Annotated in this window: 21 protein-coding genes; 6 read left to right on the top strand and 15 right to left on the bottom strand. The window is 68.0% G+C overall.

Translation table 11 applies throughout. The features are described from left to right. Positions 1-9 precede the first annotated feature (9 nt). Positions 10-1,095 (top strand): alpha/beta hydrolase, encoded by a 1,086-nt coding sequence (locus E8P82_RS06625; protein ID WP_136453696.1) that lies wholly within the window; start codon positions 10-12, stop codon positions 1,093-1,095. On the opposite strand, the gene E8P82_RS06620 is transcribed toward E8P82_RS06625, so the two are convergent. The 3 genes from E8P82_RS06620 to leuA all read right to left on the bottom strand — a co-directional run bounded on the left by E8P82_RS06620 (position 1,092) and on the right by leuA (position 4,451). After that, the gene (locus E8P82_RS06620) at positions 1,092-1,889 is read right to left on the bottom strand and encodes an isoprenyl transferase (RefSeq protein WP_136453695.1); all 798 of its coding nucleotides are present in this window, start codon (positions 1,887-1,889) and stop codon (positions 1,092-1,094) included. The two genes, E8P82_RS06625 and E8P82_RS06620, sit on opposite strands and share 4 nt — an antisense overlap. Continuing rightward, positions 1,886-2,632: a DNA repair protein RecO gene (recO, locus tag E8P82_RS06615; RefSeq protein WP_136453694.1), complete on the bottom strand. Its 747-nt coding sequence runs from the start codon at positions 2,630-2,632 to the stop codon at positions 1,886-1,888. The genes E8P82_RS06620 and recO overlap by 4 nt, the downstream gene beginning before the upstream one ends. A gap of 64 nt (positions 2,633-2,696) precedes the next feature. Further along, the gene (gene leuA, locus E8P82_RS06610) at positions 2,697-4,451 is read right to left on the bottom strand and encodes a 2-isopropylmalate synthase (RefSeq protein WP_136453693.1); all 1,755 of its coding nucleotides are present in this window, start codon (positions 4,449-4,451) and stop codon (positions 2,697-2,699) included. Between the two features lie 277 nt (positions 4,452-4,728). Here leuA and E8P82_RS06605 point away from each other — a divergent pair, with 277 nt between their 5' ends. Further along, the gene (locus E8P82_RS06605; RefSeq protein ID WP_136453692.1) at positions 4,729-6,720 is read left to right on the top strand and encodes a M13 family metallopeptidase; all 1,992 of its coding nucleotides are present in this window, start codon (positions 4,729-4,731) and stop codon (positions 6,718-6,720) included. A gap of 81 nt (positions 6,721-6,801) precedes the next feature. On the opposite strand, the gene E8P82_RS06600 is transcribed toward E8P82_RS06605, so the two are convergent. From E8P82_RS06600 to E8P82_RS06580, 5 genes are all read right to left on the bottom strand, one after another. Continuing rightward, on the bottom strand, positions 6,802-8,379 hold the full coding sequence (locus E8P82_RS06600) for an LCP family protein (RefSeq protein WP_136453691.1): 1,578 nt from the start codon (positions 8,377-8,379) through the stop codon (positions 6,802-6,804). 111 nt (positions 8,380-8,490) lie between these two features. Continuing rightward, positions 8,491-9,420, bottom strand: a complete 930-nt coding sequence (era, locus tag E8P82_RS06595; protein WP_136453690.1) for a GTPase Era — start codon at positions 9,418-9,420, stop codon at positions 8,491-8,493. Continuing rightward, complete coding sequence (locus tag E8P82_RS06590; RefSeq protein WP_136453689.1) at positions 9,407-10,717, bottom strand: hemolysin family protein; 1,311 nt, start codon at positions 10,715-10,717, stop codon at positions 9,407-9,409. Before E8P82_RS06590 ends, era begins: the two co-directional genes overlap by 14 nt. Continuing rightward, on the bottom strand, positions 10,714-11,187 hold the full coding sequence (gene ybeY, locus E8P82_RS06585) for an rRNA maturation RNase YbeY (RefSeq protein ID WP_136453688.1): 474 nt from the start codon (positions 11,185-11,187) through the stop codon (positions 10,714-10,716). Before ybeY ends, E8P82_RS06590 begins: the two co-directional genes overlap by 4 nt. Beyond that, complete coding sequence (locus tag E8P82_RS06580; RefSeq protein ID WP_136453687.1) at positions 11,184-12,218, bottom strand: PhoH family protein; 1,035 nt, start codon at positions 12,216-12,218, stop codon at positions 11,184-11,186. The genes ybeY and E8P82_RS06580 overlap by 4 nt, the downstream gene beginning before the upstream one ends. 358 nt (positions 12,219-12,576) lie before the next feature. Here E8P82_RS06580 and E8P82_RS06575 point away from each other — a divergent pair, with 358 nt between their 5' ends. Further along, positions 12,577-13,557, top strand: a complete 981-nt coding sequence (locus E8P82_RS06575) for a GerMN domain-containing protein (protein ID WP_136453686.1) — start codon at positions 12,577-12,579, stop codon at positions 13,555-13,557. 44 nt (positions 13,558-13,601) lie between these two features. Here the strand turns inward: E8P82_RS06575 and E8P82_RS06570 are convergent, their stop codons facing one another. The 3 genes from E8P82_RS06570 to hrcA all read right to left on the bottom strand — a co-directional run bounded on the left by E8P82_RS06570 (position 13,602) and on the right by hrcA (position 16,612). Next, positions 13,602-14,366, bottom strand: coding sequence for a 16S rRNA (uracil(1498)-N(3))-methyltransferase (locus E8P82_RS06570; protein WP_136453685.1), 765 nt, complete (start codon positions 14,364-14,366; stop codon positions 13,602-13,604). 3 nt (positions 14,367-14,369) lie between these two features. Further along, entirely contained in the window at positions 14,370-15,503 is a 1,134-nt protein-coding gene (dnaJ, locus tag E8P82_RS06565) for a molecular chaperone DnaJ (RefSeq protein WP_136453684.1), read from the bottom strand. Positions 15,504-15,598: 95 nt separating this feature from the next. Further along, the gene (hrcA, locus tag E8P82_RS06560; protein ID WP_136453683.1) at positions 15,599-16,612 is read right to left on the bottom strand and encodes a heat-inducible transcriptional repressor HrcA; all 1,014 of its coding nucleotides are present in this window, start codon (positions 16,610-16,612) and stop codon (positions 15,599-15,601) included. A 198-nt stretch (positions 16,613-16,810) separates the two neighbouring features. Between hrcA and E8P82_RS06555 the strand changes: the two genes are divergently transcribed. Together E8P82_RS06555 and E8P82_RS06550 are read left to right on the top strand one after the other, a co-directional pair. Continuing rightward, positions 16,811-17,665, top strand: a complete 855-nt coding sequence (locus E8P82_RS06555; RefSeq protein WP_136453682.1) for a DUF3097 family protein — start codon at positions 16,811-16,813, stop codon at positions 17,663-17,665. Positions 17,666-17,795: 130 nt separating this feature from the next. Next, positions 17,796-18,212, top strand: coding sequence for a DUF4870 domain-containing protein (locus tag E8P82_RS06550; protein ID WP_246021027.1), 417 nt, complete (start codon positions 17,796-17,798; stop codon positions 18,210-18,212). Positions 18,213-18,224: 12 nt separating this feature from the next. On the opposite strand, the gene hemW is transcribed toward E8P82_RS06550, so the two are convergent. Together hemW and lepA are read right to left on the bottom strand one after the other, a co-directional pair. After that, the gene (gene hemW, locus E8P82_RS06545) at positions 18,225-19,457 is read right to left on the bottom strand and encodes a radical SAM family heme chaperone HemW (RefSeq protein ID WP_136453680.1); all 1,233 of its coding nucleotides are present in this window, start codon (positions 19,455-19,457) and stop codon (positions 18,225-18,227) included. Between the two features lie 45 nt (positions 19,458-19,502). Further along, positions 19,503-21,356, bottom strand: coding sequence for a translation elongation factor 4 (lepA, locus tag E8P82_RS06540; protein WP_211096811.1), 1,854 nt, complete (start codon positions 21,354-21,356; stop codon positions 19,503-19,505). Between the two features lie 354 nt (positions 21,357-21,710). Between lepA and rpsT the strand changes: the two genes are divergently transcribed. Beyond that, positions 21,711-21,971 carry a 30S ribosomal protein S20 gene (rpsT, locus tag E8P82_RS06535; protein WP_136453679.1) on the top strand — a complete coding sequence of 87 codons (261 nt, stop codon included), beginning with the start codon at positions 21,711-21,713 and terminating at the stop codon, positions 21,969-21,971. Positions 21,972-22,159: 188 nt separating this feature from the next. Here the strand turns inward: rpsT and holA are convergent, their stop codons facing one another. Both holA and E8P82_RS06525 read right to left on the bottom strand, forming a co-directional pair. Next, entirely contained in the window at positions 22,160-23,158 is a 999-nt protein-coding gene (holA, locus tag E8P82_RS06530) for a DNA polymerase III subunit delta (protein ID WP_136453678.1), read from the bottom strand. 108 nt (positions 23,159-23,266) lie between these two features. After that, the gene (locus E8P82_RS06525) at positions 23,267-25,573 is read right to left on the bottom strand and encodes a ComEC/Rec2 family competence protein (protein WP_168796504.1); all 2,307 of its coding nucleotides are present in this window, start codon (positions 25,571-25,573) and stop codon (positions 23,267-23,269) included. Positions 25,574-25,629 lie beyond the last annotated feature (56 nt).

Genomic DNA, 25,629 nt, shown 5'->3' with positions numbered 1-25,629 from the left:
GGTCGAGGCATGCACGAGCCCTGGTCGGAGGACATCCTCGGAGCCTCGTTCCGCTCACTGACCCTGCCACTCGAGCCCGACGACGAAGGACGCCGCGTAGCAACCCTCGTGGCGTATGAACCCGACGGTGCCCCGGCCGGGCAGTCGATGCGCACCGACCCCGCCACGGAAGCCGAACGGGTGCGTGCGGTGCTCTATCTTCACGGGTTCAGCGACTATTTCCTCCACGCGGAGCTCGCGCAAGCGCTGCATGAACGTGGGTGGGCGTTCTTCGCCCTCGATCTGCACAAGTACGGACGCAGCCTGCTGCCGGGGCAGACTCCGGGCTTCGTCACGTCGCTGCAGGACTACGACGCCGATCTCGAAGCCGCACTCGCCGCACTCGAGCGCAGGCTCCGGGAGCGTGCCGGGGCGCCCGTCGTCCTCGATCTCGTCCTGATGGCGCACTCCATGGGCGGATTGACCGCCGCCCTCTGGGCCGCGCGGAATCCCGGCCGGGTCTCCGCGCTGGTCCTGAACAGCCCGTGGCTGGACATGCAGGGCAGTGCCCTGCTGCGCCCAGCAGCCCAGGGCATCCTCGCGACGGTCTCGCGTCGTCGGCCCAAGGCGCGCATTCCCCTGCCGGAACTGGGGTTCTACTTCAGGAACATCAGCGACACCCGCGACGGCGAGTGGCCGATCGACCCGGCGTGGCGTCCGGAAGCAGGCTTCCCCATCCGCGTCGGCTGGCTGCGGGCCGTCCTTGCGGGACACGCCGACCTCGCCCACGGCGTGAGCATCGACGTGCCGATCCTCGTGGTCTGCTCCGCCTCGTCCACCATCAGCGCCACCTGGGACGAGGCGATGCGGCACACGGACAGCATTCTCGATGTGACCCCGATGGTGCACCGTGCGGCAGAGCTCGGCAACAGCATCACCATCCGCCGACTGCCGGGCGCGCTGCACGACGTCTTCCTGTCCAGGGTTGAGGTGCGGCGGGAGGCCACCGACGCGGTGCTCCGCTGGCTGGAGGTGCAGGTGCCCGGTGAGGTCCTGCAGCGCAGCCCGCGGGTGCGCGACGCCGGGGAGAGCAGCGGACTCGCGACCGGTGGCTAGCCGCCCGAGGCGGCCCGATCCACGGCTCCCCCGTACCGGCGGTCGCGTGCGGCGTACTCCTCGATGGCCCGCCAGAGCGTCCTGCGGTCCACATCGGGCCAGAGCGTGTTCATGAAGACCATCTCGGCGTAGGCCGACTGCCAGAGCATGAAGTTCGAGAGGCGCTGTTCGCCGGAGGTCCGCAGGAAGAGATCGACGTCGGGCAGGTCCGGTTCGTCGAGGTACCGCTGGATGGTCCGCTCACTCACCGAGGAGGCCTTCAGCGTGCCGGCGGCGACGTCCTCGGCGATGGCCCTGGCGGCATCCGCGATCTCCGCACGTCCGCCGTAGTTCACACACATGGTCAGGGTGCAGACCGTGTTGTGGAGCGTCTGCTGCTGTGCGGACTCGAGTTCACGGATCACGGACTGCCACAGTTTCGGTCGTCTCCCCGACCAGCGGATACGCACTCCCCAGGCATCGAGTTGGTCCCGCTGGCGCCGGAGTACCTCCCTGTTGAACCCCATGAGGAACCGCACCTCCTCGGGGGAGCGCTTCCAGTTCTCCGTGCTGAAGGCGTAGACGGACACGTGCCTGACGCCGATCTCGATGGCTCCGGCCACGACGTCGAGCAGCGCCGCTTCTCCAGCCCGGTGTCCCTCGGTGCGCGGCAGTCCCCGCTCGTTGGCCCACCGTCCGTTGCCGTCCATGATGATCGCCACATGGTTCGGCACGAATGCCCGTGGTACCGAGGGGGCTTTCTCCCCACTGGGGTGGGCCCAGGGTGCCACCGGAGGCCGTTCGGTTCTTCTCATACCCGCTCCACGTGCTTGAGGGATGGTAGTGCACGCTCGAGGTGCCAGTGCACATAGGCGGCCACGAGAGCCGCACCTTCACGGCGCGCCCCGTCCCCGGAGGCGTCCGCGGTGTGCCAGTCACCCGTCAGCAGGGCTCCGAGCAGGTCCATCGTGGCGATCGACGGCGATGCGGCCCCCGGCGGGCGGCAGGAGGAACAGACGGCACCGCCGAGAGGAGCGGAGAAGGCACTGTGCGGTCCGGGCGTCCCGCAGCGGGCGCAGTCGGTGAAGCTGGGGGCCCATCCGGACGTCGCCAGCGCGCGCAGGAGATAGGAGTCGAGGATGAGCCCTGCCGGGTGCAGGTCCCGGCCCAGCGCGGAGAAGGCCCCGACGGCAAGGGCGTACTGCGCTCCCCCGGCCTCGGAGATGTCGGTCAGCCGCTCGGCCGTCTCGGCGATCGCCGTTGCGGCGGTGTAGCGACCGTAATCGGAGGCGATGTCGTAGCCGTAGGCGCCTCTGATCTCGACCTGCGTGACGATGTCGAGATTCCGGCCGTGGGCGAGGAGCAGGTCCACCGCCATGAAGGGTTCCAGTCGCGAGCCGAACTTGCTGCTGGTCCTGCGTACACCCTTCGCCACGGCGCGCACCTGGCCGTGCTCCCGGGTGAGCAGGACGATGATGCGATCCGCTTCGCCGAGTTTGTAGGTACGCAGGACGACACCCTGGGCGCGGTAGGTTCGTGATGCTGAGGACGAGGGCACTCTTCATTGTCCCATCCGTCACCCCCGTACACGGCGTCCGACGTTCGAGCAGGGAGCGTACGTGTCAGACGCCGTCGCGGATGGCGCGGTTGGCTGCCGAGATCACAGCCTTCAGCGCGGCCATCGTGGTGTTCGCGTCGATGCCGGCCCCCCACAGCACGCGATCCGAGACGGCGCACTCCACGTAGGCGGCCGCCCGGGCGTTCCCGCCCGAGGACAGTGCGTGCTCCGTGTAGTCCAGAACGCGCAGGTCCACGCCGTCCTGACGGAGGATCACCAGCAGCGCGTCGATGGGACCGTTGCCCTGCGCCGACCGGCGCTGCGGGAGGCCGTCGACCAGCAGCGTGGTGGTGAGCTTGAAGGACCCGTCCTCCGCCGTGTCGGTGTTCACGGACGTCAGCTGGTAATGGCCCCAGGCACCCACTGAATTGTCACCTGAAGCGTCCCCGCGGCTCGGCAGGTACTCGTCCTGGAACACGGACCACAGCTGGGCACCGCTGACCTCGCCGCCCTGGGTCTCCGTGCGGCGCTGGATGACGCCGGAGAACTCGATCTGGGCGCGGCGGGGCAGGTCCAGGCTGTGCTCGCTCTTGAGCAGGTACGCCACACCGCCCTTCCCGGACTGCGAGTTGACGCGGATGACGGCCTCGTAGGAGCGGCCGATGTCCTTCGGGTCGATGGGCAGATAGGGAACGGCCCAGGGCAGTTCCGCCACGCCCACACCGGCGTCGGCGGCGTCCTGCTCCATCCGGTCGAAGCCCTTCTTGATCGCATCCTGGTGCGAGCCGGAGAAGGCAGTGAAGACCAGATCCCCGCCGTAGGGCGATCGCTCCGGCACCGTGAGCTGGTTGCAGTACTCGGCCGTGCGGCGGATCTCGTCCATGTCCGAGAAGTCGATCTCCGGATCGATGCCCTGGCTGAACAGATTCATGCCGAGCGTCACGAGATCGACGTTGCCGGTCCGCTCGCCGTTCCCGAAGAGGCACCCCTCGATCCGGTCCGCGCCGGCCAGGTACCCCAGCTCGGCCGCCGCGACGCCCGTGCCGCGGTCGTTGTGGGGGTGCAGCGAGAGGATGATGCTGTCGCGGTCCTGGAGGTTGCGGCTCATCCATTCGATCGAATCCGCGTAGACGTTCGGCGTGGCCATTTCCACGGTGGCCGGCAGGTTCAGGATCATCTGCCTCTGGGGCGACGCCTCGAAGACGTGCGAGACCTCGTTGCTGATCCTGGCCGCGAACTCGAGCTCGGTACCTGTGAAGGATTCCGGCGAGTACTCGTAGGTGATGGCGGTCTCACCCATGTTCTCCTCGAACTTCCGGCACAGGCGCGCCCCCTGGAGTGCGATGTCGATGATGCCGTCCTGGTCCTGGCCGAACACGACGCGTCGCTGCAGGACGGACGTCGAGTTGTACAGGTGGACGATCGCCCGGTCGGCGCCTTCGAGCGAGGCGTAGGTACGCTCGATCAGGTGCTCCCGGGACTGGGTGAGCACCTGGATGGTCACGTCGTCGGGAATGCGGTCGCCCTCGATCAGTTGCCGGACGAAGTCGAAGTCCGTCTGCGACGCCGACGGGAAACCGACCTCGATCTCCTTGTACCCCATGCGCACCAGCAGATCGAACATCCTGTGCTTGCGCTCGGGATTCATCGGATCGATGAGCGCCTGGTTCCCGTCACGCAGGTCGACGGCGCACCAGCGCGGCGCCCTGGTGATCAGGCGGTCCGGCCACGAGCGATCCGGGAGCTCGACGGTGATCTGGTCCTGGAACGGACGGTACTTGGTGAACGGCATTCCGGAACTCTGCTGTGTCTTCTGCACGGTGGCCTTCTCTTCTGGCGTAGCTGGGGTGCTGGCGGCCGGGCATGTCACGCACCGCGGCGAGGAACGGCCTTCAGCTGAAGTGTCCTAGCTGGCCTCGCCGCGGCACCGAAGAAGGGCCATCAGTCCACGCACATCGTCACAGTAGCACGGCACATAGGATGGCTCGGAGGTCCTGACGACGAGCCGTCGACACAACAGACCGGACACGGATCAGGGACCGGATGAGTATCCAGACCAGCAAGCAGCAGCACCACCGAGGAAACGGGAAGCGCCCATGACGATCAGCACACTCGACCCGAACCAGCTGGACGCGACAGTCCGGCCGCAGGACGACCTGTTCAGGCATGCGAACGGCGTGTGGCTGAGCGAGGCGGTCATCCCGGACGACCGACCGCTGGCGGGTTCCTTCACCGCGCTACGCGATGCGTCCGAACTCGCCGTCAGGACCATCATCGAGGACGCTGCGTCGGCGGCTTCGGCCGCCGGAGCTGACGGAACCGACGCAGCGGCCGACGAACGTGCCGGGGGCATCGATGCGAAGCTGGGGACCCTGTACGCGGATTTCATGGACACCGCCCGGGTCGAGGCGGAGCGGTCGACTCCGGTCTCCGGCCTCCTGGAGCGGATCCAGGCCGTGACGTCGATCGGGGAACTGGTGGCGCTGAGCGCCGGTCTCACGCGCTCGGGCGTCCAGGGGATCCTCGCCCCGTACGTCAGCAACGACGCCGGCGATCCCGATCGCTATCTGCTCCATCTCCACCAGTCGGGCCTCGGGCTCCCGGACGAGTCGTACTACCGGGAGGAGGGGTTCGCAGCGACGCGCGAGAAGTACGAGGAACTGCTCTCGACCCTCTTCGGGCTGGCGGAGCTGTCCGATCCCGCGGACGCCGCAGCACGCGTCCTGGCCCTCGAGACCCGCCTCGCGTCCTCCTCCATGGGGAGCGTGGAGCGGCGGGATCCGCAGAAGACCTACAACCTGCTGCAGCACGACGACCTCGTCGCGATGTCCGCCCTGCTTGCACCGTGGCTGCGCATCGTCTCCGATTCGCCCTCGCAGGTCGCCGAGGTGGTGCTGAACCAGCCGGACTTCCTGCGTGGTCTCGACGGCGCTCTGGGCGAGCAGGACCTGGCGGACTGGAAACAGTGGCTGGTGAGCCGGGTCCTGCTGCATGCCGCCGACTATCTCGACGAACGATTCGTCGACGCGGTCTTCGCCTTCTACGGCACCCATCTCGCGGGGACCCCGCGGCTGAAGGAGCGCTGGAAGCGCGGGGTCGCTCTCGTCGAGGGTGCGATGGGCGAGGCGATCGGGCAGCGCTACGTCCAGCGGCACTTCCCCGCGACGCACAAGGCCGCGATGCTCGACCTGGTCGGGAACCTCATCGACGCCTATCGGACGTCCATCACGGCACTGACATGGATGACCGATGCAACACGCGCCCGGGCGCTGGAGAAGCTCTCGCAGTTCACCACGAAGATCGGCTACCCGGAGGAGTGGATCGACTACGGCTCTCTTCAGATCCGTGCGGGCGACCTGTACGGCAACGTCCTGCGCGCCGCGGAGTTCGAGCACGGCCGGCAGCTCGACAAACTGGGCGGGCCGATCGACCGCGGTGCCTGGCTCATGACACCGCAGACCGTCAACGCCTACTACATGCCGACGATGAACGAGATCGTCTTCCCTGCCGCGATCCTCCAACCACCGTTCTTCGACATCAATGCCGACGACGCCGTCAACTACGGCGCGATCGGTGCGGTGATCGGCCACGAGATAGGTCACGGCTTCGACGACAAGGGGTCCCAGTTCGACGGGTCCGGGCGACTGCTGAACTGGTGGAGCGAGGACGACCGACAGGCCTTCGACGCCCTCACCGGCCGCCTCGTGAGCCAGTACGCGGCTCTCGAGGCGGCCGAGGTACCCGGTGAGAAGGTGAACGGGGAACTGACCCTCGGCGAGAACATCGGCGACCTGGGCGGGCTCGGCATCAGCTACCGCGCCTATCTCCTCAGCCTCGGGGGCGAGGAAGCGCCGATCATCGACGGCATGACCGGAACCGAGCGGTTCTTCCTCTCCTGGGCCACCTGCTGGCAGCAGAAGATCCGTCCCGAAGAGGCCAGGCGGCGCCTGACCGTCGACCCCCACTCACCGAACGAGTTCCGCTGCAATCAGGTGGTGCGCAATCTCGACGAGTTCCACGAGGCCTTCGACGTCGCGCCCGACGACGACCTGTGGCTCGATCCCGCCGAACGCGTCAGAATCTGGTAGCGGGAGGACCCGTGCGGGCTGCTGCTCCGGTTGCCCGGTGATCCCGGTGATCCCGGAGCAGCGGCGCCGGTGCTCCGGCGACTAGAACCCCGAGGTCGCCTGGCAGGTCTCCTGCTCGGCGGTCTGGCCGTCCAGCACGCTCTCGAGCGGCGGCTGGTCGACGCTGGTGCCGGTCGCGAGATCGGTGCCGACGACGAGTTCGAGGCCGTTGGCCGTCGGGCTGTAGAGGACCTGCGAGGCCGGGACCCCGAAGCGCTCCGCCAGGAGCGCTGCTGCGTCGTCGAACCCGGTGCCGAAGAGGATCTGCGTCTCCTCCTGGGGCTGCGCCTGTAGTGGGACGGCCCCGGTGTACCCGGCCTCGATCAACAGCTCCTGCACTTCCCTGCCGCGATCGGCATCGTCGGTCGCGTTCAGGACCAGCACCTGGATGACCGAGGGATCGATCGATGGTGCCTGCGCGGACCCGGTCGGCGCTGCCGAGCCGGTCGATGAGGTCGATGAGGGAGCAGCAGAGGCGGAGTCGGTGCCCGACGTCGGCGACGGCGTCGGCTCCGACAGTCCCCGGTCCTGGCGCAGTGCTTCGAACAGTCGTTCCGCCGGCGCCTCGTCGAGGACCAGCCGGTTCGGGTCTTCCACCCAGGGACGGGTGGGGACGGTCACGAAAGCGATGTTGCCGAGGTCGACGTCCTTCAGCCGGTCCGCGATCTTCAGCAGCTCGGAGGGCCTGGACAGTTCCTCGTTGACCGTGAGATTGCGGGTGACCACGTCGGCGATGGAATAGAGCCTGGGCAGATTCGTGAGCGTTCCCTCGGCGCGTACCTTGCGCGCCATGGACGCCAGGAACGACTGCTGGGCGGCAATGCGCCCGGCGTCCCCGCCGTCGCCGAAGCTGTACCGGGTGCGCAGGAAGGCGAGCGCCTGCTCCCCCTCCACCTCGCTGGTACCGGCCGGGAGCGTCAGACCCGAGTACTCGTCGTCGACTGCCTCCTCGACGCAGACCTCGACGCCGCCGAGCGTGGAGGACAGTTCCTTCACGGCATTGAAGTCGGCCATCATGAAGTGGTCGATCGAGAGTCCCGTCAGGTCGTTGATCGCGGCCACGGTACATCCGGGACCGCCCTCCTTCAGAGCGCCGTTGAGCTGCCCCAGCTCGACCGCGCGGGAGACGTCGCCGGTCATCGGATCCACGCACCGGGGCAACGGGACGAGCAGGTCACGGGGAAAGGACACCACGGTGACGTTCTCGCGGTCCGCGGACAGCGTCACGAGCATCATCACATCGGAGTTGCCCTGTCCCGAGGAGAGATCCTCCCCGCCGAAGAACCGTCCGTCATTGCCTGTGCGCGTGTCCGTGCCGAGGACGAGGAGCTGGAGGGGATCGGTGCTGGAGTCGACGGGAAGGGAACTCTCCTGCGTCTGGCCCAGATTCAATGGGAGGGTCAGCACGTTCGACTGCAGCCGGAGGACCACCACGGCGACGAACGCCACGGCGGCCACCAGAACGGATGCGAGCACGATGGCGGTCAGCTTCAGGCCACGCCGACCACGCGTCCGACGCAGGTGGCGCCCTCCATGTGCTCCGCCGGATTCTCCTCGTGCTGGTCCGCTGGAAGCGCCGACGACGCCGTCCGTACCCTCGCGCGGCGATTGGCCGGTCATGCCGGTGCTCCTTCAGTGGCTGGTGATCTCTGGTGCAGACCGTGTGAACGTTACCGCCGGCGGGCAGTACGGACGGCAAGGACACGGGTAGGGGCTGCCGGGCTGGGCCCCCTAGAAGCCGAGCTTCACGAGCTGCTTCGGGTCCCGCTGCCAGTCCTTGGCGACCTTCACGTGCAGATCCAGGTAGATCCGGGTTCCGAGCAGTGCCTCGATGCTGCGGCGCGCCGTGGTGCCCACGTCCCTGAGCCGCGCTCCACCCTTGCCGATGATGATCGCCTTCTGGGACGGCCGCTCGACGTAGAGGTTGACGTGGACATCCAGCAGCGGATCGTCCTCGCTGCGGCCCTCTCGCGGATTCATCTCCTCGACGACCACGGCCAGGGAGTGCGGCAGTTCGTCGCGTACTCCCTCGAGGGCGGCCTCCCGCACGAGTTCGGCCACCATGACCGCCTCGGGCTCGTCGGTCAGTTCACCGTCCGGGTAGAGCACCGGCGAGACGGGCATGTGGGAGCTGAACACCTCGGCCACGGTGTCCACCTGGATCCCTGCCGAGGCCGAGACCGGGACGATGTCCGCCCAGCCGTCGGCTCCCGCGACGTCGGTTCCCAGCTTCTGGACGGCGAGGAGCTGCTGCGTGAGCGCAGCGCGGTCCACGAGGTCCGTCTTCGTCACGACGGCGATCACGGGCTTCCGGTGCAGTCGTGCCAGCTGCTCGGCGATGAAGCGGTCGCCCGGTCCGACCTTCTCGTTGGCGGGCAGGCAGAATCCGACGGCGTCGACCTCGGCGAGCGTGTCCGCCACCAGGTCGTTGAGCCGCTGCCCCAGCAGGGTGCGTGGACGGTGCAGGCCGGGCGTGTCTACGAGGATCAGCTGGGAGTCCTCACGATTGACGATGCCGCGGATCGTGTGCCGGGTCGTCTGCGGTTTGGCGGAGGTGATGGCCACCTTCTGTCCCACCAGGGCATTGGTCAGTGTCGACTTGCCCGCGTTGGGTCGCCCCACGAGCGAGACGAACCCGGCCCTGTGCTCAGCGTCGCTCATTGTCTGCCTCCATCGTCTCGTGGTCCGCCTGCTCGGTCTCCCCTGGTGGCAGCCGGTACGCGATCACATGGGATATGCGGTTCCGCCGGCCCTCCACGCGCTCGGCGCGCAGACCGATACCGTCGATGGCGACCTCCGACCCCACGATCGGCACCCTGCCGAGGGTCTTGGCCAGCAATCCTCCCACGGTATCCACCTCTTCGTCGTCCAGGTCGAGGCCGAACAGTTCACCGAGATCGTCGATGCCCATCCGGGCGCTCACCCGGTAGCCGACATCCTCGAGCTGCTCCTGCTCCGGCACCTCCGAGTCGTACTCGTCGACGATCTCGCCCACGATCTCCTCGATGAGATCCTCCAGGGTCACCAGGCCGGCGGTGCCACCGTACTCGTCGATCACGATCGCGACGTGGGTGGATTCGCGCTGCAGTTCCCGCAGCAGATCGCCCACCGGCTTCGACTCCGGGACGTAGCGGGCAGGGCGGGTCTCGGCGTCGACCGCACGGGACCGGTTCGACTCCGGGCCGCCGTGGAGCTGGGCGACGACGTCCTTGAGGTACAGCAGACCCTTGATGTCGTCGGAACTCTCGCCGATCACGGGAATCCTGGAATACCCCGAGCGCAGGAAGAGCGGCATGGCCTCGCTCAGTGTCGAACCCGAGTCGATCGTGAGCATGTCGGTGCGCGGGACCATGACCGAGCGGACCTTGGTGTCGCCGAGTTCGAACACGGAATGGATCAGCTCCGCCTCGTTGTCCTCGATCATCTCGGCATCCGAGGCGCGCGAGAGGAGCTCGCGGAACTCCTCCTCCGTGAAGAAGGCCGCTTCGTCCTGTGGTGCGCCCGGGGTGATCGAACTGCCGATACGTACGAGCCAGCGTGGAACGGGTCCGAGGACCGCCCGGAGGACGGCCACCGGGCCACCGGTCAGGCGGACGACGGCGGATGCGTGGGCCCGCCCGAGCTGTCGCGGTGAGACGCCGACGACCGCGAAGCCGATCAGGGCCATCACCGCCGTCGCGAGGAGACCGGCGAGCCAGACGTTGTCGAGCAGGTCGTGGAACAGGATGGCGACGGCGACGGCCCCTGCCATCTCGAACCAGACGCGCCAGAAACGCAATGCGTGCATGTGGGCGACCGGCGCGTCGAGGATGCGCCGGAGGGAGGATCTGCCCGATTCCTCGACGAGGGCTTCACCCTCCTGGCGCGGCAGATAGACGAAGGCCGCTTCTGCGGCAGTGACGAGCGCCGCCGTGAGGGTGAAGAGCAGGCCCAGGAGTGCGAGGAGCCAGATGGTCAAGCGCGCGTCTCCCTCGATGCCCGGCCCTCGAGGAACTCGGCGAGGAGGCGACCCTGGAGATCGAACATCTCCTTCTCCTCATCTGGTTCGGCATGATCGTACCCGAGCAGGTGGAGCACGCCGTGGGTGGTGAGCAGGAGCAGCTCCCCGTCCGTACCGTGACCCGCAGCGGTGCCCTGGGTCTCGGCGACCTCCGGACACAGCACGATATCCCCCAGCAGACCCGCGGAGCTCACCTGGCCGGGCGTTCCCGGGCGGAGTTCGTCCATGGGGAAGGACAGGACATCGGTGGGCCCTGGCTCGTCCATCCACTCGACGTGCAGCTTCTCCATGGCCGGTACGTCGACCAGCACGATCGACAGCTCAGCCTCGGGATGGATGAAGAGCGACTCGAAGAGGAAGTTCGTGAGCCGGACCAGCAGTGCGCCGTCGACGTCGTAGTCCGTCTCGTTGTTCACCTCGACGCTCATCGGGAGGCCGCCGACCGGATGATCCGGTGCTGCCCGGCGTGCTGCTCCTCGTCCCACCGCCCGTAGGCGCTCACGATGTCCCCCACCAGTCGATGGCGTACGACGTCGGACGAATCGAGTTCGCTGAAGTGGACGTCGTCGATCCCGTCGAGGATCTCCCTGACGATCCGCAGGCCGGAACTGGAACCGCTGGGCAGGTCGACCTGCGTGACATCGCCGGTGACGACCATCTTCGAGCCGAAGCCCAGGCGTGTGAGGAACATCTTCATCTGCTCCGGCGTGGTGTTCTGGGCCTCGTCGAGGATGATGAACGCATCGTTGAGCGTCCTGCCGCGCATGTAGGCCAGCGGCGCCACCTCGATGGTCCCGGCAGCCATGAGACGCGGGATGGTGTCCGGATCCATCATGTCGTGGAGGGCATCGTAGAGCGGTCGCAGATACGGATCGATCTTGTCGCTGAGTGTCCCGGGGAGGAATCCGAGCCGCTCCCCCGCCTCGACGGCCGGTCGGGTGAGGATGATCCGGTTCACCTCCTTGTGCTGCAGCGCCTGGACGGCCTTGGCCATCGCCAGATAGGTCTTACCGGTGCCCGCCGGACCGATCCCGAAGACGATCGTGTTGCGGTCGATGGCATCGACATAGGTGCCCTGGTTCTGGGTCTTCGGACGAATCGTCCTGCCGCGCGAGGACAGGATGTTCACCGACAGGACGTCCGAGGGCCGGGCTGCGCTCTGGGTCCTGAGCATGGTGACCAGCTGCCCGAGCACCTGCGCCGAGACGGTCGCGTTGTTCATCGCCATGGTCCGGATCTCTCCCACGAGGCGTTCGGTACGCAGCACATCCGCCGAAGGACCGGTGATGGTCAGCTCGTTCCCCCTGGCCTGCAGCCCGACGCCGGGGAACGACTCCTCGATCAACCGGAGCGCCTCGTCGTTGGAACCGAGCGCCTGGACCATCTGTTCCGTGGAGTCGAAGACGAAGATCCTGGTGTCCAGCCCTGCCGCATTGATGCCTGCTGAAGATTCGCTCATAGTTCGGCCATCCGGCCTCTGATCGCCCCTCGTCCGAGTAGTCCCGCTGATACCTGCTGCGCGGCTCGTTCCACGCCCTGTGATGGGCGGGCAGAAGCCTGGCGCAGACAGGCCAATGGTACGCCATCGAGGGTCCGTCCCCGGAGTGCGCGGGTCACGAGCGTCCTGCGCCGGCGGCGTGATCGGCGGGACGCTCGTGGCCGGATGGTCGCGATCGGGCTACGTCTTCGTATCGATCAGGTCTCGGTCCGGCGTACGGGCGCGATCCGGACAGGTGGCCTGCCTGCCCTGTGGCAAGCTGTTCCGGGCCCTCCATGACATTCACCCGTGACCACTGCGACCTACGGAAGGGGTTGGTATGAACGAATCCGATCCCTTGCGGCGGAAGCGGCTGGGACTCGGCCGGATCCTGCTCGTCTCCGGCGGTGTGCTGGTGATCGGCAGTGTCTTCGTTGCTCCTGCCATGGAAGTGCTCGGTGGGGATGCGACAACCGACCTCACCGCGGCCACGACGGCGCCGACGACCCGGCTTTCCGCCGGTCCCGCCGCACCGGCCGAGGGGCCCGGGCCCTCCGCTCCCGCTCGGGGAGCACCATCGCTGACGCCGGTGTACTGGCTGGGCGAGGCAGCCGGACGGCAGGTCCTGTTCAGGGAGTTCCATCCCGCGCCCGCCGAGGTCTCAGGGGATCCGATCGCCGACGCGGTGCACCTCATGACCTCGGGAAGCCCTTTGGATCCGGACTACAGCTCACCCTGGAACCCGGCGGCGAGCGTGACGTCGTCGATCTCGACGAAGAACGTCATCACCCTGGATCTGTCCTCGGACGCCTTCTCGGAGGGACTCGCCGACGACGAGGCGCGTCTGGCCGTGCAGCAACTCGTCTTCACCGCCACGGCCGCGGCCGCCAACGCCGGGCTCATCCAGGGCGGTGAGTCCAGTTCGGTGGTCGTACTCGTGGACGGCGCCGCGGACTACAGTGCTTTCGGTGCCGTCGAGCTCCACGGGGAGTGGACGCGGGACACCTCGGTGCTCGCTCCGGTGTGGATCATCGACCCTCAGGAGCAGGTCGAAGCGGGCACTGACGGTCTGATCGTCCATGGCCTGGCTCCGGCGGACCAGGGCGAGGCTCAGTGGCGGATAGCGCGCGTGCCCGAGACCCCGGACGGAGGTCAGGACGGCAGCAGCGCGTACTTCCGGGACGGCACCACGGAGATCGGGACGGACGATGGCGCCTATTCCTTCTTCGTCGACCTCCCACCCGGCCGCTACGAGATCATCGTGTCGGTGCCCTCCGACGGCGGCATGGCGGCGGACTCGAAGTCCGTCCTCATCAGGTAGTCCGTCCTCGCCCGGAGGGGCCACTCCGGACGCGGTCCGTGTGCCTACCAGCGCCCGAGCAGATGATTCAGCAGGACGAGGGCGGCCGGACCGGCCGACGAGGAGCGCAGGACGTTCCGGCCCAGGCAGGCCGGGCGGGCACCGGCGGCGAGCAGTACGTCGAGCTCCGCTGCACCGATCCCTCCCTCCGGCCCCACGATCACCGCGGTCGACGTGTGGTCGAGCTGAACCGAGTCCTCGAACGCCGACCAGACCTGTGCCAGCGGCTCGGTGGCCTCCTCGTGGAGGACGATCACCCGATCGAGCGACGCGGCTTGGCGGATCAGCCCCCGCGTGTCGAGGACGGGATGCACCCCGGGGACGAAGGATCGGCGGGACTGCTTCGACGCCGCCTCCACGAGCGACTGCCACTTCCGGCGCCCCTTCTCGGCGCGCTCGTCCCGCCAGCGCACGATGCTGCGCTCGGCGTGCCAGGGGACGATGCAGTCCACCCCGAGCTCCGTCGCGGCCTCGACGGCCTGTTCGTCGCGGCCGCCCTTGGCGAGAGCCTGGACGAGGACGAGGCGGTGTCTCGGCGCCGGGTCCAGGTCCGCGGTCTCGACCACGAGCTCCAGCGTGCCCGCTCCGACCGTCGCGACGCTACCGCTGATCCGGTGTCCGGCGCCGTCGGAGACCTCGATCTGCTCTCCCGGGCCCAGTCTGCGCACCGTCGCCGCATGACGGCCCTCCTCGCCGTCGAGCACGAAGCTGTCGCCCGGCAGCGCCGAGCGGACAGCCTGCGGCGGAGCGAAGAAGAGGGGCCGTGTCATCGATCAGCGATTCCCGAGCCGCTCCCGCAGGCGGGCGAACACTCCCGAGCCGCTGCTCGCGAGCTGGCCGTCCGTGTACTCCTCCTGACGGAGTCCGGCGAGCTGGCGCAGCAGTTCCTCCTGCTGTGGATCGACGTTGCGGGGTGTCTCCACGTTGAGGTGGACCCGGAGATCTCCCCTGCCCTGGTTGCGCAGGTGGGTCACGCCGAGGTTGCGCAGTGTGAGGATCTCCCCCGACTGCGTACCGGGCTTGATGTCCAGCTCCTGATCTCCGTCGAAGGTGTCCAGACGCACGGTCGTGCCGAGTGCCGCAGCGGTCATCGGTACGCTGAGCGTCACGTGCAGGTCGTCGCCGTCGCGCAGGAAGGTCGAGTCGGTGTTCACGCGGATCTCCACGTACAGATCCGCCTGGGGACCACCGGCCACGCCGGCCTCGCCCTGACCGGCGAGCTGGATGCGCGTACCCGTGGCGACTCCGGCCGGGATCTTGATGGTCAGCGTCCGGCGCGCACGGATGCGGCCCTCACCGCTGCATTCGTGGCACGGGTGGGGGATGACGGTGCCGTATCCCTGGCAGGTTCCGCAGGGCGCGCTCGTCATGACCTGGCCGAGGATCGACCGCACCGCGCGCTGGACCTGGCCGGAGCCGCCGCAGATGTCGCAGGTGCGCAGCGTGGTACCCGGCTCGCAGCAGGTGCCGTCGCACGTGGGACACACTTCCGCCGTGTCCACCTCGATCTTCTTGTTGGCGCCGAAGACGGCGTCCTTGAGATCGATCCGCACGTTGATGAGCGCATCCTGGCCGCGACGTGTCCTCGAGGGTGGGCGGGTCTGCTGGCCCCCGCCGCCACCGAAGAACGTCTCGAAGATGTCCTGGAAGGCGAAGCCCGACCCGGAGTAGCCGGCGCCGTATCCGGTATCGGTCCCGTTCTCGTTGCCCGTCGTGTCGTACACCCGCCGCTTCTGGGGGTCCGACAGAACCTCGTACGCCCGGGTCACGAGCTTGAATTCCTCGGCCGCGGTGTCGCCCGTGTTCACATCCGGATGAAGCTTCCGGGCCAGTTTGCGGTACGCCCTCTTGATCTCCTCCCCGGTCGAATCCTGCGCTACACCGAGAACCTCATAGTGATTACTCACTCGTGCACATCACTTCCTGTTGAAAACCACTGAATTTCTGCTGCATGTCCACTTGCGGTAGAGCCTGGGCACGACATGACGGACCCGCGCGGGCCCTACTCCTCGAGAACCCTCGAGACGTAGCGTGCGACGGCGCGCACCGCGGCCATCGTCGTCGGGTAATCCATCCGGGTCGGCCCGAGCACACCCAGTCTCGCGCCCGCATCAGGTCCATAACCCGTTGCGACCACGGATGCTTCCGAGAGCCCGCCATAGGGATTCTCGCTACCGATCCGCACGGAGATGCCGCGGGCGTCGAACTCCATCTCGGACAGCAGCCGCAGCATCACCACCTGCTCCTCGAGTGCCTCGAGAACAGGTCCGATGCTCAGGGGGAAGTCCCCGGTGAAACGGGCGAGGTTCGCTGTACCGGCCAGCACGATCCTGTCGTCCCGCCCGAGGTCCGCCAGCTGCTCGAGCGCCTTGACGATGGTACCCCCGTGCGACTTCGCGGGCGGCGGCAGCTGAGACAGCACCGCCTCCAGCACTGCCGGCAGCGAGGAGAGCTTCACGCCCGACACCGCGGACTGGATGCGCTGCTTGAGATCGGACAGCTCTGCTTCGGTGATCTCCGTGGGCAGCCACACGATCCGCTGCTGCACACTGCCGTCGGTACTGATGAGGACGACCAGGACCTGGGCAGGGGCCACCAGTACGCACTCCATGTGCCGGACGGACGCCCGCTGCGTACGCGGGAACTGGACGACGGCCACCTGGTTGGTCAACTGAGCGAGCAGCCGGACCGTCCGGGCCATGACGTCGTCGAGATCCTCGGCTCCTTCGAGGAGCGACCGGATGGCCTTCTTCTCCGGCGCCGACAGCGGCTTCACCTCGGAGATACGGTCCACGAAGAGGCGGTACCCCTTGTCCGTGGGTATCCGTCCCGAGCTCGTGTGCGGTGCGGCGATCAGGCCTTCTTCCTCCAGGACCGCCATGTCGTTGCGGATGGTGGCCGAGGAGACCCCGAGCCGGTGGCGGTCCACGAGCGCCTTGGAACCTACCGGTTCCCTCGAGTGGACGTAGTCCTCGACGATCGCCCGGAGTACCTCCAGGCGGCGTGGTTCACTCATCCTCAGTCACCTCCGGATCTGTCCTGCGTCAGTGGCTCACTCCCGATCGCGGGCCCACGACGGTCATGGTCGACGAGCACTCCGTCGATTAGCACTCGACACGTCCAAGTGCCAAGTCTAGTACGTTCCGGACGATTGTTAGCATTGGGCATCGGTGCCGGCATCCGGCCGCTCCGTCGTCGGGAGGACAGGTCGGGAATGGACTACGGCTGGGGAGCACAGGACCTCACGGCTCCGAAGCGGGCGACTCTTCCCGAGGTGCCGGTCGAGCGGCACCTCGTCCTCGAGGACGCCCAAAGCGGCTTCGTGGGAGCCGTCGTGCGGGTCGAGAAGTCGGGTGGTCTGCACGTGATGGTCCTCGAGGACCGGCGCGGGAGGCACCGCACCTTCGCGCTGGGCCATGGATTCCTGCTCGAGGGCAACCCCGTCCGCGTCGTCGCACCCCTGGTCCCTCGCGCACCGGCCGCCCCTGCGCGCACGGCCTCGGGCTCCGTACGGGTCGAAGGATCGCGGGCGCGGACGGCTCGCGCGAGCAGGATCTGGGTGGAGGGAAAGCACGACGCCGAACTCGTCGAGAAGGTCTGGGGTGACGATCTGCGCCTTGAAGGGATCGTCGTCGAGCCGCTGCACGGTGTCGACGACCTGGAGAGTGCGATACGGGCCTTCGGCCCCGGTCCCGAGCGCAGGCTGGGCGTCGTCGTCGACCATCTGTTGCCCGGCACCAAGGAGTTCCGGATCGCCCAGCAGGCCCTGACCGTTCCGGGGGCGCGGCACCACGTCCTGATCGTCGGGCATCCCTACGTGGACATCTGGCAGGCGGTGAAACCGCAGGTGCTCGGTCTGGCGGACTGGCCGGTGGTCCCGCGCGGCCAGGACTGGAAGACCGGGATCCTCGCCGGTCTGGGCTGGCCCCACGACGACCAGGCCGCTGTCGCCCGGGGATGGCAGCGGATCCTGGGCTCCGTCACGACCTATGCCGACCTCGAACCCTCACTGCTGGGCCGCATCGAGGAGGTCATCGACTTCCTCACGGCGCATCCGGGTGCCGACTGAGTCCGATGGTCGGCCAGGACCCGGTCCCGGATCGGCAGAGGCTGGTCCCGGATCGGCAGAGAGGGCCAGGACTTGCCCATCGGCAATCGAGCATCCACCAAACATCCAGAGAGAGACCAGGGGAACACCGTTGTCCGACACCGCCGATCACCGGCCGCACAGCCAGGGCGGGCAGACGCCCGCGTTCGAAGGGTCACCGGCGCAGGCTCCGGTGCTGACCGCGTCCCAGGATCGGCAGTTCGCCACACTCGCGCACTTCGGCGGCATCCTCGGATTCGTCCCGTCCCTGCTGATCTTCCTGATCTTCAGGGACAGGGGACCGTTCACCGCGCAGGAAGCGAAGGAGGCGCTGAACTTCACCCTGCCGCCGACGATCCTCGCCCTGATGGCCTTGATCCTCTCACTCCTTCCTGGAGTCGGAGCGGCGTTCGCGGTGATCAACGCGCTGATCTGGCTCGCACTCACCCTGACGTCCGTGCACGCGGGCATTCAGGTGAACAGGGGCAGACCTCACCGGTATGCCCTGAATCTGCGCCTGATCCGCTGACGGTCCAGCCGTTCAGTCGGGCAGCAGGCGCCGGACGACGGCGTCCGCGAGCAACCTGCCCCGGAACGACAGCACCACTGTGCCGGCGAATGCGGCAGCAGGTTGGATGAGTTCGTCGGCGATGAGCCCGGCAATGGCCCTCCTGCCCGCCGGCGTCAAGCGGTCGGTCGGCAGTCCCTCACTCAGTCGGGCTCTCAGCATGACCTCCTCGACGGAGCGGTCGCCGGCGGAGAGGATCTCCCGTCCGGCCGCCGGTGAGCGTCCTGCATCCAGGGCCTGCGCATAGGCCCTGGGATGCTTCACGTTCCACCAGCGGGTGCCTCCGAGATGCGAATGCGCGCCGGGCCCTGCCCCCCACCAGTCGTCTCCGCGCCAGTACGCCAGATTGTGCCTGCACTCGTCGAGCGGTGTCCGCGCCCAATTGCTCACCTCGTACCACTGGAAGCCGGCCTGGGCGAGCATCTCGTCCGCGAGCAGGTACTTGTCGGCGTGATCGTCGTCGTCGATGGGCGCAACCTGACCGCGGCGGATGCGCGAGGCGAGTCGCGTGCCCTCCTCGATGATCAGGGCGTAGGCGGAGATGTGATCGGGCTCGTAGGACAGGGCTGTGGACAGCGAGGTCCGCCAGTCCTCGAGGGACTCCCCCGGTGTTCCGTAGATCAGGTCGAGGCTGACCTTCAGACCCGCTTCCCTGGCCCACGCCACCGCCTGCGGCACCCGCTCCGGGGCATGCGTGCGATCGAGGACGGCGAGGACATGGGGCACCGCCGACTGCATCCCGAAGGAGACGCGCGTGAAGCCCGCCTCCCGGAGGATCCGCAGTGATTCCGGAGTCACGGAATCAGGATTGGCCTCCGTGGTGACCTCCGCGTCCGGAGCCAGTCCCCACAGTGCAGTCGAGGCACGCAGGATCGTCGCAAGATCCGACGCGGGGAGCAGGGTCGGTGTCCCTCCGCCGAAGAACACGGTGGACAGCTCCCTGTCGGGGAAGCCCGAGGAGGTCAGGACGCGGGCCCCGAGATCGAGCTCGGCCAGCACGGACCCGGCGTAGGCGTCCTGCGACGCCCCGCCCCCGAGCTCGGTGGCCGTATAGGTGTTGAAATCGCAATAGCCGCACCGGACGGCACAGAACGGGATGTGCACGTAGAGACCGAAGCTCCTCGTGCCGGCTCCCTCGACGGCGGCCGGAGGCACCGAACCGTCCTCCGGCGCGGGCAGGCCGAGTGGCAGGGTGCTAGGCGCCATCGGCATCCTCGGCGCCGGGCGATGCGGATCGATCCACGTCCTCGGTCACTTCCTGGCTTTGTCCTTGGCCTCGTCGGAGGACAGGGCGGCGATGAACGCTTCCTGGGGCACCTCTACCCGTCCTACCATCTTCATCCGCTTCTTGCCCTCCTTCTGCTTCTCCAGCAGCTTGCGCTTACGCGTGATGTCGCCGCCGTAGCACTTGGCCAGCACGTCCTTGCGGATGGCCCTGATGCTCTCACGCGCGATGATGCGGGCCCCGATCGCTGCCTGGATCGGTACCTCGAACTGCTGCCGTGGAATGAGCTCGCGCAGCTTGCCGGTCATCATCACGCCGTAGGCGTAGGCCTTGTCGCGGTGTGTGATGGCGCTGAACGCGTCCACCTGGTCACCCTGCAGGAGTATGTCGACCTTCACCAGGTCGGAGACCTGATCACCGTCGGCCTTCCAGTCCAGGGATCCGTAGCCGCGCGTCCTGGACTTCAGCAGATCGAAGAAGTCGAAGACGATCTCGGCCAGCGGCAATCTGTACCTGATCTCGACCCTGTCCTCCGACAGGTAGTCCATCCCTCCGAGGACTCCGCGGCGCTGCTGGCAGAGTTCCATGATGGCGCCGACGAACTCGGAGGGCGCGAGGATCGTCGCGGACACCATGGGTTCGCGGACCTCGGCGATCTTCCCGCTCGGATACTCACTCGGGTTGGTGACCAGCAGGACCGTCCTGTCCTCGAGAGTGACCTGGTACTCGACGTTGGGTGCGGTGGAGATCAGATCGAGGTTGTACTCCCGCTCGAGCCGCTCGCGGGTGATCTCCAGGTGCAGCAGGCCGAGGAAGCCGACACGGAACCCGAAGCCCAGTGCAGCGGAGGTCTCCGGCTCGTAGACCAGGGCGGCGTCGTTCAGGGTGAACTTCGCCAGGGCGTCCCGCAGCACCGGGTAGTCCGTGCCGTCGAGGGGGTAGAGACCGGAGAACACCATGGGCTTGGGATCCTCGTAGCCGCCGAGCGACTCCGCGGCCGGCTTGGCCAGTGTGGTCACGGTGTCACCGACCTTCGACTGGCGTACGTCCTTGACGCCGGTGATGAGGTAGCCCACCTCACCGACGCCCAGCCCCTTGGAGGGCTTGGGCTCGGGTGAACTGACGCCGATCTCGAGCAGTTCGTGACTGGCCCGCGTGGACATCATCTGGATCCGCTCGCGCGGCCGCAGGTTCCCGTCGACGACGCGGACGTAGGTGACCACACCCCGGTAGGTGTCGTAGACGGAATCGAAGATCATGGCGCGAGCCGGCGCGTCGGGGTCTCCCGTGGGAGGCGGGAGGTCGCGCACGATCTTGTCGAGCAGCGCCTCGACGCCGACGCCGGTCTTGCCGGAGACCTGCAGTACGTCCTCGGGATCGCCGCCGATCAGACCGGCGAGCTCCGCCGCGTACTTCTCGGGCTGTGCGGCGGGCAGATCGATCTTGTTGAGCACCGGGATGATCGTGAGGTTGTTCTCCATCGCCAGGTACAGGTTGGCCAGGGTCTGCGCCTCGATCCCCTGTGCCGCGTCGACGAGCAGGATGGCCCCCTCGCAGGCGGCCAGCGAGCGCGAGACCTCGTAGGTGAAGTCGACGTGGCCCGGTGTGTCGATCATGTTCAGCGCGTAGGACGTGCCGTCGAGCTCCCAGGGCAGCCGGACGGCCTGCGACTTGATGGTGATGCCCCGCTCCCGCTCGATGTCCATGCGGTCCAGGTACTGCGCCTTCATGTCGCGCTGCTCGACGGCGCCGGTGAGCTGGAGCATGCGGTCGGCCAGCGTGGACTTCCCGTGATCGATGTGCGCGATGATGCAGAAGTTCCTGATGATCGCCGGATCGGTGGCGGCAGGCACCGGCGCGGTGCGGGCCATGGGTGACACGTAGGTTCCTCACGTTGGCGGATGCGGGCTGGGCAGGGACCTGCCGGTTCGTTCGTCGCGAACGGCCGGGCCGGCTCCTGCAGGTTCACCTCCCAGTGTCCCATGCCGTGTCCCGCGCTGCGGCAGGCGCCCCGGCCTCAGGCTCCGCACCGGGCTCTCGGCTTGCGCACACCGTCCGGGAGGAGCCTTCCGTTGGGCAGGGCGGATGCCGTTCTGCTAAAGTAGTGCGCTGTGTGTCCGCGAAGGTCTTCGGGCACTTCGGCCGATCTCCACACGGTGTCCCCACGCCGCTCGGTCCCCGATCGGCCGGACAACCCTCATGACCAGTCCGCACTACGAAGAAAGTTCTCATACGTGGCAAACATCAAGTCCCAGAAGAAGCGCATCCTCACCAACGAGAAGGCGAGGCAGCGCAACAGCTCGATCAATTCCGAGCTCAAGACGGCCATCCGTGCCGTGAACACCGCGGTGGCCGGGTCGGACAAGGACGCCGCCACCACGGCCCTGCGCACTGCCAGCCGCAAGCTGGACAAGGCTGTCAGCAAGGGTGTGCTGCACCGCAACAACGCTGCGAACCGCAAGTCGGCGATCTCGAAGAAGGTCAACGCGCTCTAGAGCTGCGCTCGAGCACGCCACCGGCGTTCGACCATGAGGGGCCCGTTCCGGTACGGAACGGGCCCCTCATGTCCGTGTGGGTCCAACGGCCGACCGAACGGCGCACCACGACCCGCGGGGGTCGGGTGGCCTCTACCGATGGTCGGGGTACCCGGACGGCGGCTCTGATGCCGCTGCGCCGGCCGGACTCAGTCCTCTGCCAGTGCTATGACGGTCACGGCGCGTTCAACGGCGTACACGGGATCCCGCGCCTCGCCCTTGACCTGCGCATCAGCCTCGGCCAGTGCACGGATACAGCGCGCAAGGGCCGCAGAGCTGAAGCGCCGGGCCTCCTTGCGAGCCTGGTCCACCTGCCACGGCGCCATGCCCAGTTCCCTGGCGAGCTGCCCGGAGGAGCCCCTGGCGCCGTGTACCTTCGCCACGGCGCGTACCTTCAGCGCGAGGGCCGCGACGATCGGCACCGGATCAGCGCCGGTTGCAAGAGCGTGACGGAGCATCGACAGTGCCTGCGCTGTTCGTCCTGCCAGCGCGGCATCGGCCACCTTGAAACCCGTGGCCTCGATCCGGCCGCCGTAGTACTTCTCGACGAGTTCCACGGTGACCTCGCCGCCGGTGTCCGCCATGAGCTGCTGACAGGCTGCCGCGAGCTCGGGTAGTTTCGAGCCGACGGCGGCGACCAGGGCGCGGACGGCGTCGGGTGCTATGCGCCGATGCGCGGTGCGGAACTCCGTGCTGACGAAGTCGGCCCGCTCGGCATCCTTCTTCAGCGGCTGGCAGTCGACGATCGTGGCCTTCATCGCCTTGACGGTGTCGAGCAGTTTCCTGCCGCGGTTGCCTCCCGAGTGGCCGAGCACGAGAACGACATCGGGCGCCGGATCGGCGAGATAGGCGAGGGAGTCGACGAGGAAGTCGTCGTTCATCTGTGCCAGGCCCGTGGCCTCGACGATCTTCCAGTCGCCGAACAGCGACGGACTGGTCTGCAGCGCGAGCGCTCCCGCCTCGTACGATCCGGCGTCGATGCTCACGAGTTCGGCCTCGGGATGGACTGCCCGGACCTGGTGGCGGATCGACTCCGCAGCCTTCGAGGCCAGGTACTCCTCCGGACCGGACAGGAGCACGACGGCCGATGGGCGTACCTCGCGCCAGGACGTCGATTCTCCTGCGCTCCCTGCCCTGGGTGATGCCACGCGGTGGGTCCCTTCTGTCGGATCAGCTCCTACTCTCGCACGGCGTCGCCGTGGCCCGAAAGCCGGTGTCGGGCGATGTGCCCGAGGGGGTGTGGGACGTGCCGTGTCTCACCTGATGCGGTGTATCTCGAGCAGTGAATCGACGACATCGAGCGTGAAGGAGCCGAGCTGGTCCGTCCGCGCGGTGGCTGTCCCGACCGAATCCAGTGCCTCCAGAGTGGCGGCATGGGGGTGACCATAGCCGTTGTCGCTGCCGACCGAGATGAGAGCGAGCCTCGGCCGGAGCGCTTCGATCAGGGCCGTACCGCCGTTCCGCGCACCGTGATGGGCGATCTTCAGCACATCCACCGTACTGCCGGCGAGGTCCGGCTGCTCCGCCAGCAAGGTGGCCGCCGCCTGTTCCTCGAGGTCCCCCAGCAGAAGGACCGAGATCGGCCGCTCGGAGGTGGGAACGAGGATCTCGAGGACGGCGCTGGAATCGTTCTCCTCGGTCCCGGCCGTGTGGCCTCCCGCCCAGAGGACATCCACCGCCAGGGGTGGTAGATCGAGCTCGGTGGTGTCGGTGAGCCTCGTGACGGCGACCCCGGCGCTGCCAGCGGCATCGGCCAGGACCCCGGGTAGGCTCGATTCTCCTGTGGAGTAGTACAGGGCCGAGACGGTCCTGTCGCGCACCGCTCCCTCGATTCCGCCGTAGTGGTCCTCGTGCAGGTGGGAGATGACGAGCGCGTCGATCACCTGGATGCCCAAAGTGTCCAGACAGTGGTCGATCGCCTCGGGATCGGGGCCGACATCGACCACCAGCGCGTGTCCCTCGGTCGTCCTGACGACGATCCCGTCGCCCTGCCCGACGTCGCACATCGTGAGGATCCAGCGTGCCTCCGGCGGCGCGCTCCGCCCCACGAGGACGAGGCCTCCGGCGATGCACACCGCCACGGCGATCGCGACCGGACGCACGAGGGAACGGGCGAAAGGCCGCGCGCCCGGTCCGACCCGACGGGGCGGCCCCGCCCGTCCCGTCGGGCGACGGCCACCGCGCAGGCGCAGCGAACTCGCTGAGGGAGGACGCAGGCGCGGATCCTCCTCCTCCGTGCTCCCGGCAGGGCTCCCCCGCCGGGCAGCTGTCTCGTACCTGGCGAGGAGAAGCAGCAGGAGCACCGCTCCGAGGACAGCCGCGACAGTTCCCGCGGCGCCGGTCGGCCACGGGAGCGAGGCTGCGGGGGCGGTGGACAGCACGTCCGATACGCCTGCGACCCAGCGTGTGCCCCAGTGCGCTGCGGTGATCAACGGATGCGCCAGAGCCGGCGCCGCAACCAGTGCCAGGACGGCGAGCATGCCGAGCAGCGTGATCCCCGGGACCACCGGCGAGGCCAGGACATTGGCCGGGAGGGAGTACAGCGGCAGAGTGGGCTGCAGCAGTACGAGGACCGGTGTGCAGAACATCTGGGCCGTCAGCGGGATGGCGAGCAACTGCGCGATGAACCTCGGCATGATCCGCTCGAGTACCCTGACCACCATCGGCCCGGCGGTGATCAGTCCCAGTGTCGCCAGCACGGACAGGATGAAGGCGAACGACACGCAGAGCCACGGGTCGGCCGCCAGGAGGGCGATGACGGAGACCAGCAGGACGGTCAGGGACACCTTGCCCCTGCCGGAGAGCACCGCTGCCACCCCGATGCTTCCCATGACGGCAGCGCGCAGCACGCTCGGCTCGGGTCCCACCAGCATGACGAAGCAGACGAGCGCGACGACGGCGCCCAGGGCGGCAACCAGGCGCGGCACCCGGATGGTCCGCAGACCGAGGTAGGCGAAGCCGACCACGTAGGAGCAGTTCGCACCGCTGACGGCGGTCAGATGCGTCAGACCGGTCGTCCTCATGGCCTCGGCGAGTGCCGGGTCCATGCCGGTCCGATCACCGAGCGCCATACCCGGAAGGAGCCCTCCGTCGCGGGCGTCGCGCAGAGACAGGTCGCGGAACCGTCCGCGGAGGTCACCTGTGTAGCCGAGCCGGCCCCCGGCCTCCTCGATCGTCGGCGCGCTCGCGGGCACGAAGACCGCGGTGGCCCGTCCGAGTCGATCCGGAGGCGAAGCCGTTCCGGGTACCCGGACGGTGTCCCCACGCCCGAGGTGCCCCCACTGCTCCGAGCCGAGGACCACCACCGGGGTTGCTGCAGCAAAGACCCTGCCCCGCAGGACGCCGCCGGTCACCTCGGCGTCGACCATGAACCGCTCCCCTCCGAAGGACCCGACCCCGAGTGCCACGGGTTCACCCGAGATGCGCAGCAGCGCGGTGAACGGGGTGGAACCGGCAACCGCTTCGGACACCGGCCCGCTCTCGGCCCGGGCAAGGCTGCCACCGGCTGCCAGCAGAACCAGGGCCAGGGCAGCTGCGGGCGCGATCCCCTGCACCGGCAGCACGATTCGCCGGCGTCTGTCGTCCGCTGCCGCCGGAAGGGCCAGGCATCCCAGCAGGA

The sequence above is a fragment of the Arthrobacter echini genome, from assembly GCF_004803505.1.
Classification (GTDB): Bacteria; Actinomycetota; Actinomycetes; order Actinomycetales; family Micrococcaceae; genus Arthrobacter_D; species Arthrobacter_D echini.
The sequence above is the reverse complement of the archived record's forward strand: the minus strand, read 5'-3'. Positions and strand labels throughout refer to the sequence as shown.

Excerpts from the sequence above, each read along its gene's own strand:
- E8P82_RS06625 (WP_136453696.1), top strand. The coding sequence starts at position 10 with ATGCACGAGCCCTGGTCGGAGGACATCCTCGGAGCCTCGTTCCGCTCA.
- E8P82_RS06620 (WP_136453695.1), bottom strand. The coding sequence starts at position 1,889 with ATGAGAAGAACCGAACGGCCTCCGGTGGCACCCTGGGCCCACCCCAGT.
- E8P82_RS06605 (WP_136453692.1), top strand. The coding sequence starts at position 4,729 with ATGACGATCAGCACACTCGACCCGAACCAGCTGGACGCGACAGTCCGG.
- E8P82_RS06600 (WP_136453691.1), bottom strand. The coding sequence starts at position 8,379 with ATGACCGGCCAATCGCCGCGCGAGGGTACGGACGGCGTCGTCGGCGCT.
- era (WP_136453690.1), bottom strand. The coding sequence starts at position 9,420 with ATGAGCGACGCTGAGCACAGGGCCGGGTTCGTCTCGCTCGTGGGGCGA.
- ybeY (WP_136453688.1), bottom strand. The coding sequence starts at position 11,187 with ATGAGCGTCGAGGTGAACAACGAGACGGACTACGACGTCGACGGCGCA.
- E8P82_RS06580 (WP_136453687.1), bottom strand. The coding sequence starts at position 12,218 with ATGAGCGAATCTTCAGCAGGCATCAATGCGGCAGGGCTGGACACCAGG.
- E8P82_RS06575 (WP_136453686.1), top strand. The coding sequence starts at position 12,577 with ATGAACGAATCCGATCCCTTGCGGCGGAAGCGGCTGGGACTCGGCCGG.
- E8P82_RS06570 (WP_136453685.1), bottom strand. The coding sequence starts at position 14,366 with ATGACACGGCCCCTCTTCTTCGCTCCGCCGCAGGCTGTCCGCTCGGCG.
- hrcA (WP_136453683.1), bottom strand. The coding sequence starts at position 16,612 with ATGAGTGAACCACGCCGCCTGGAGGTACTCCGGGCGATCGTCGAGGAC.
- E8P82_RS06555 (WP_136453682.1), top strand. The coding sequence starts at position 16,811 with ATGGACTACGGCTGGGGAGCACAGGACCTCACGGCTCCGAAGCGGGCG.
- hemW (WP_136453680.1), bottom strand. The coding sequence starts at position 19,457 with ATGGCGCCTAGCACCCTGCCACTCGGCCTGCCCGCGCCGGAGGACGGT.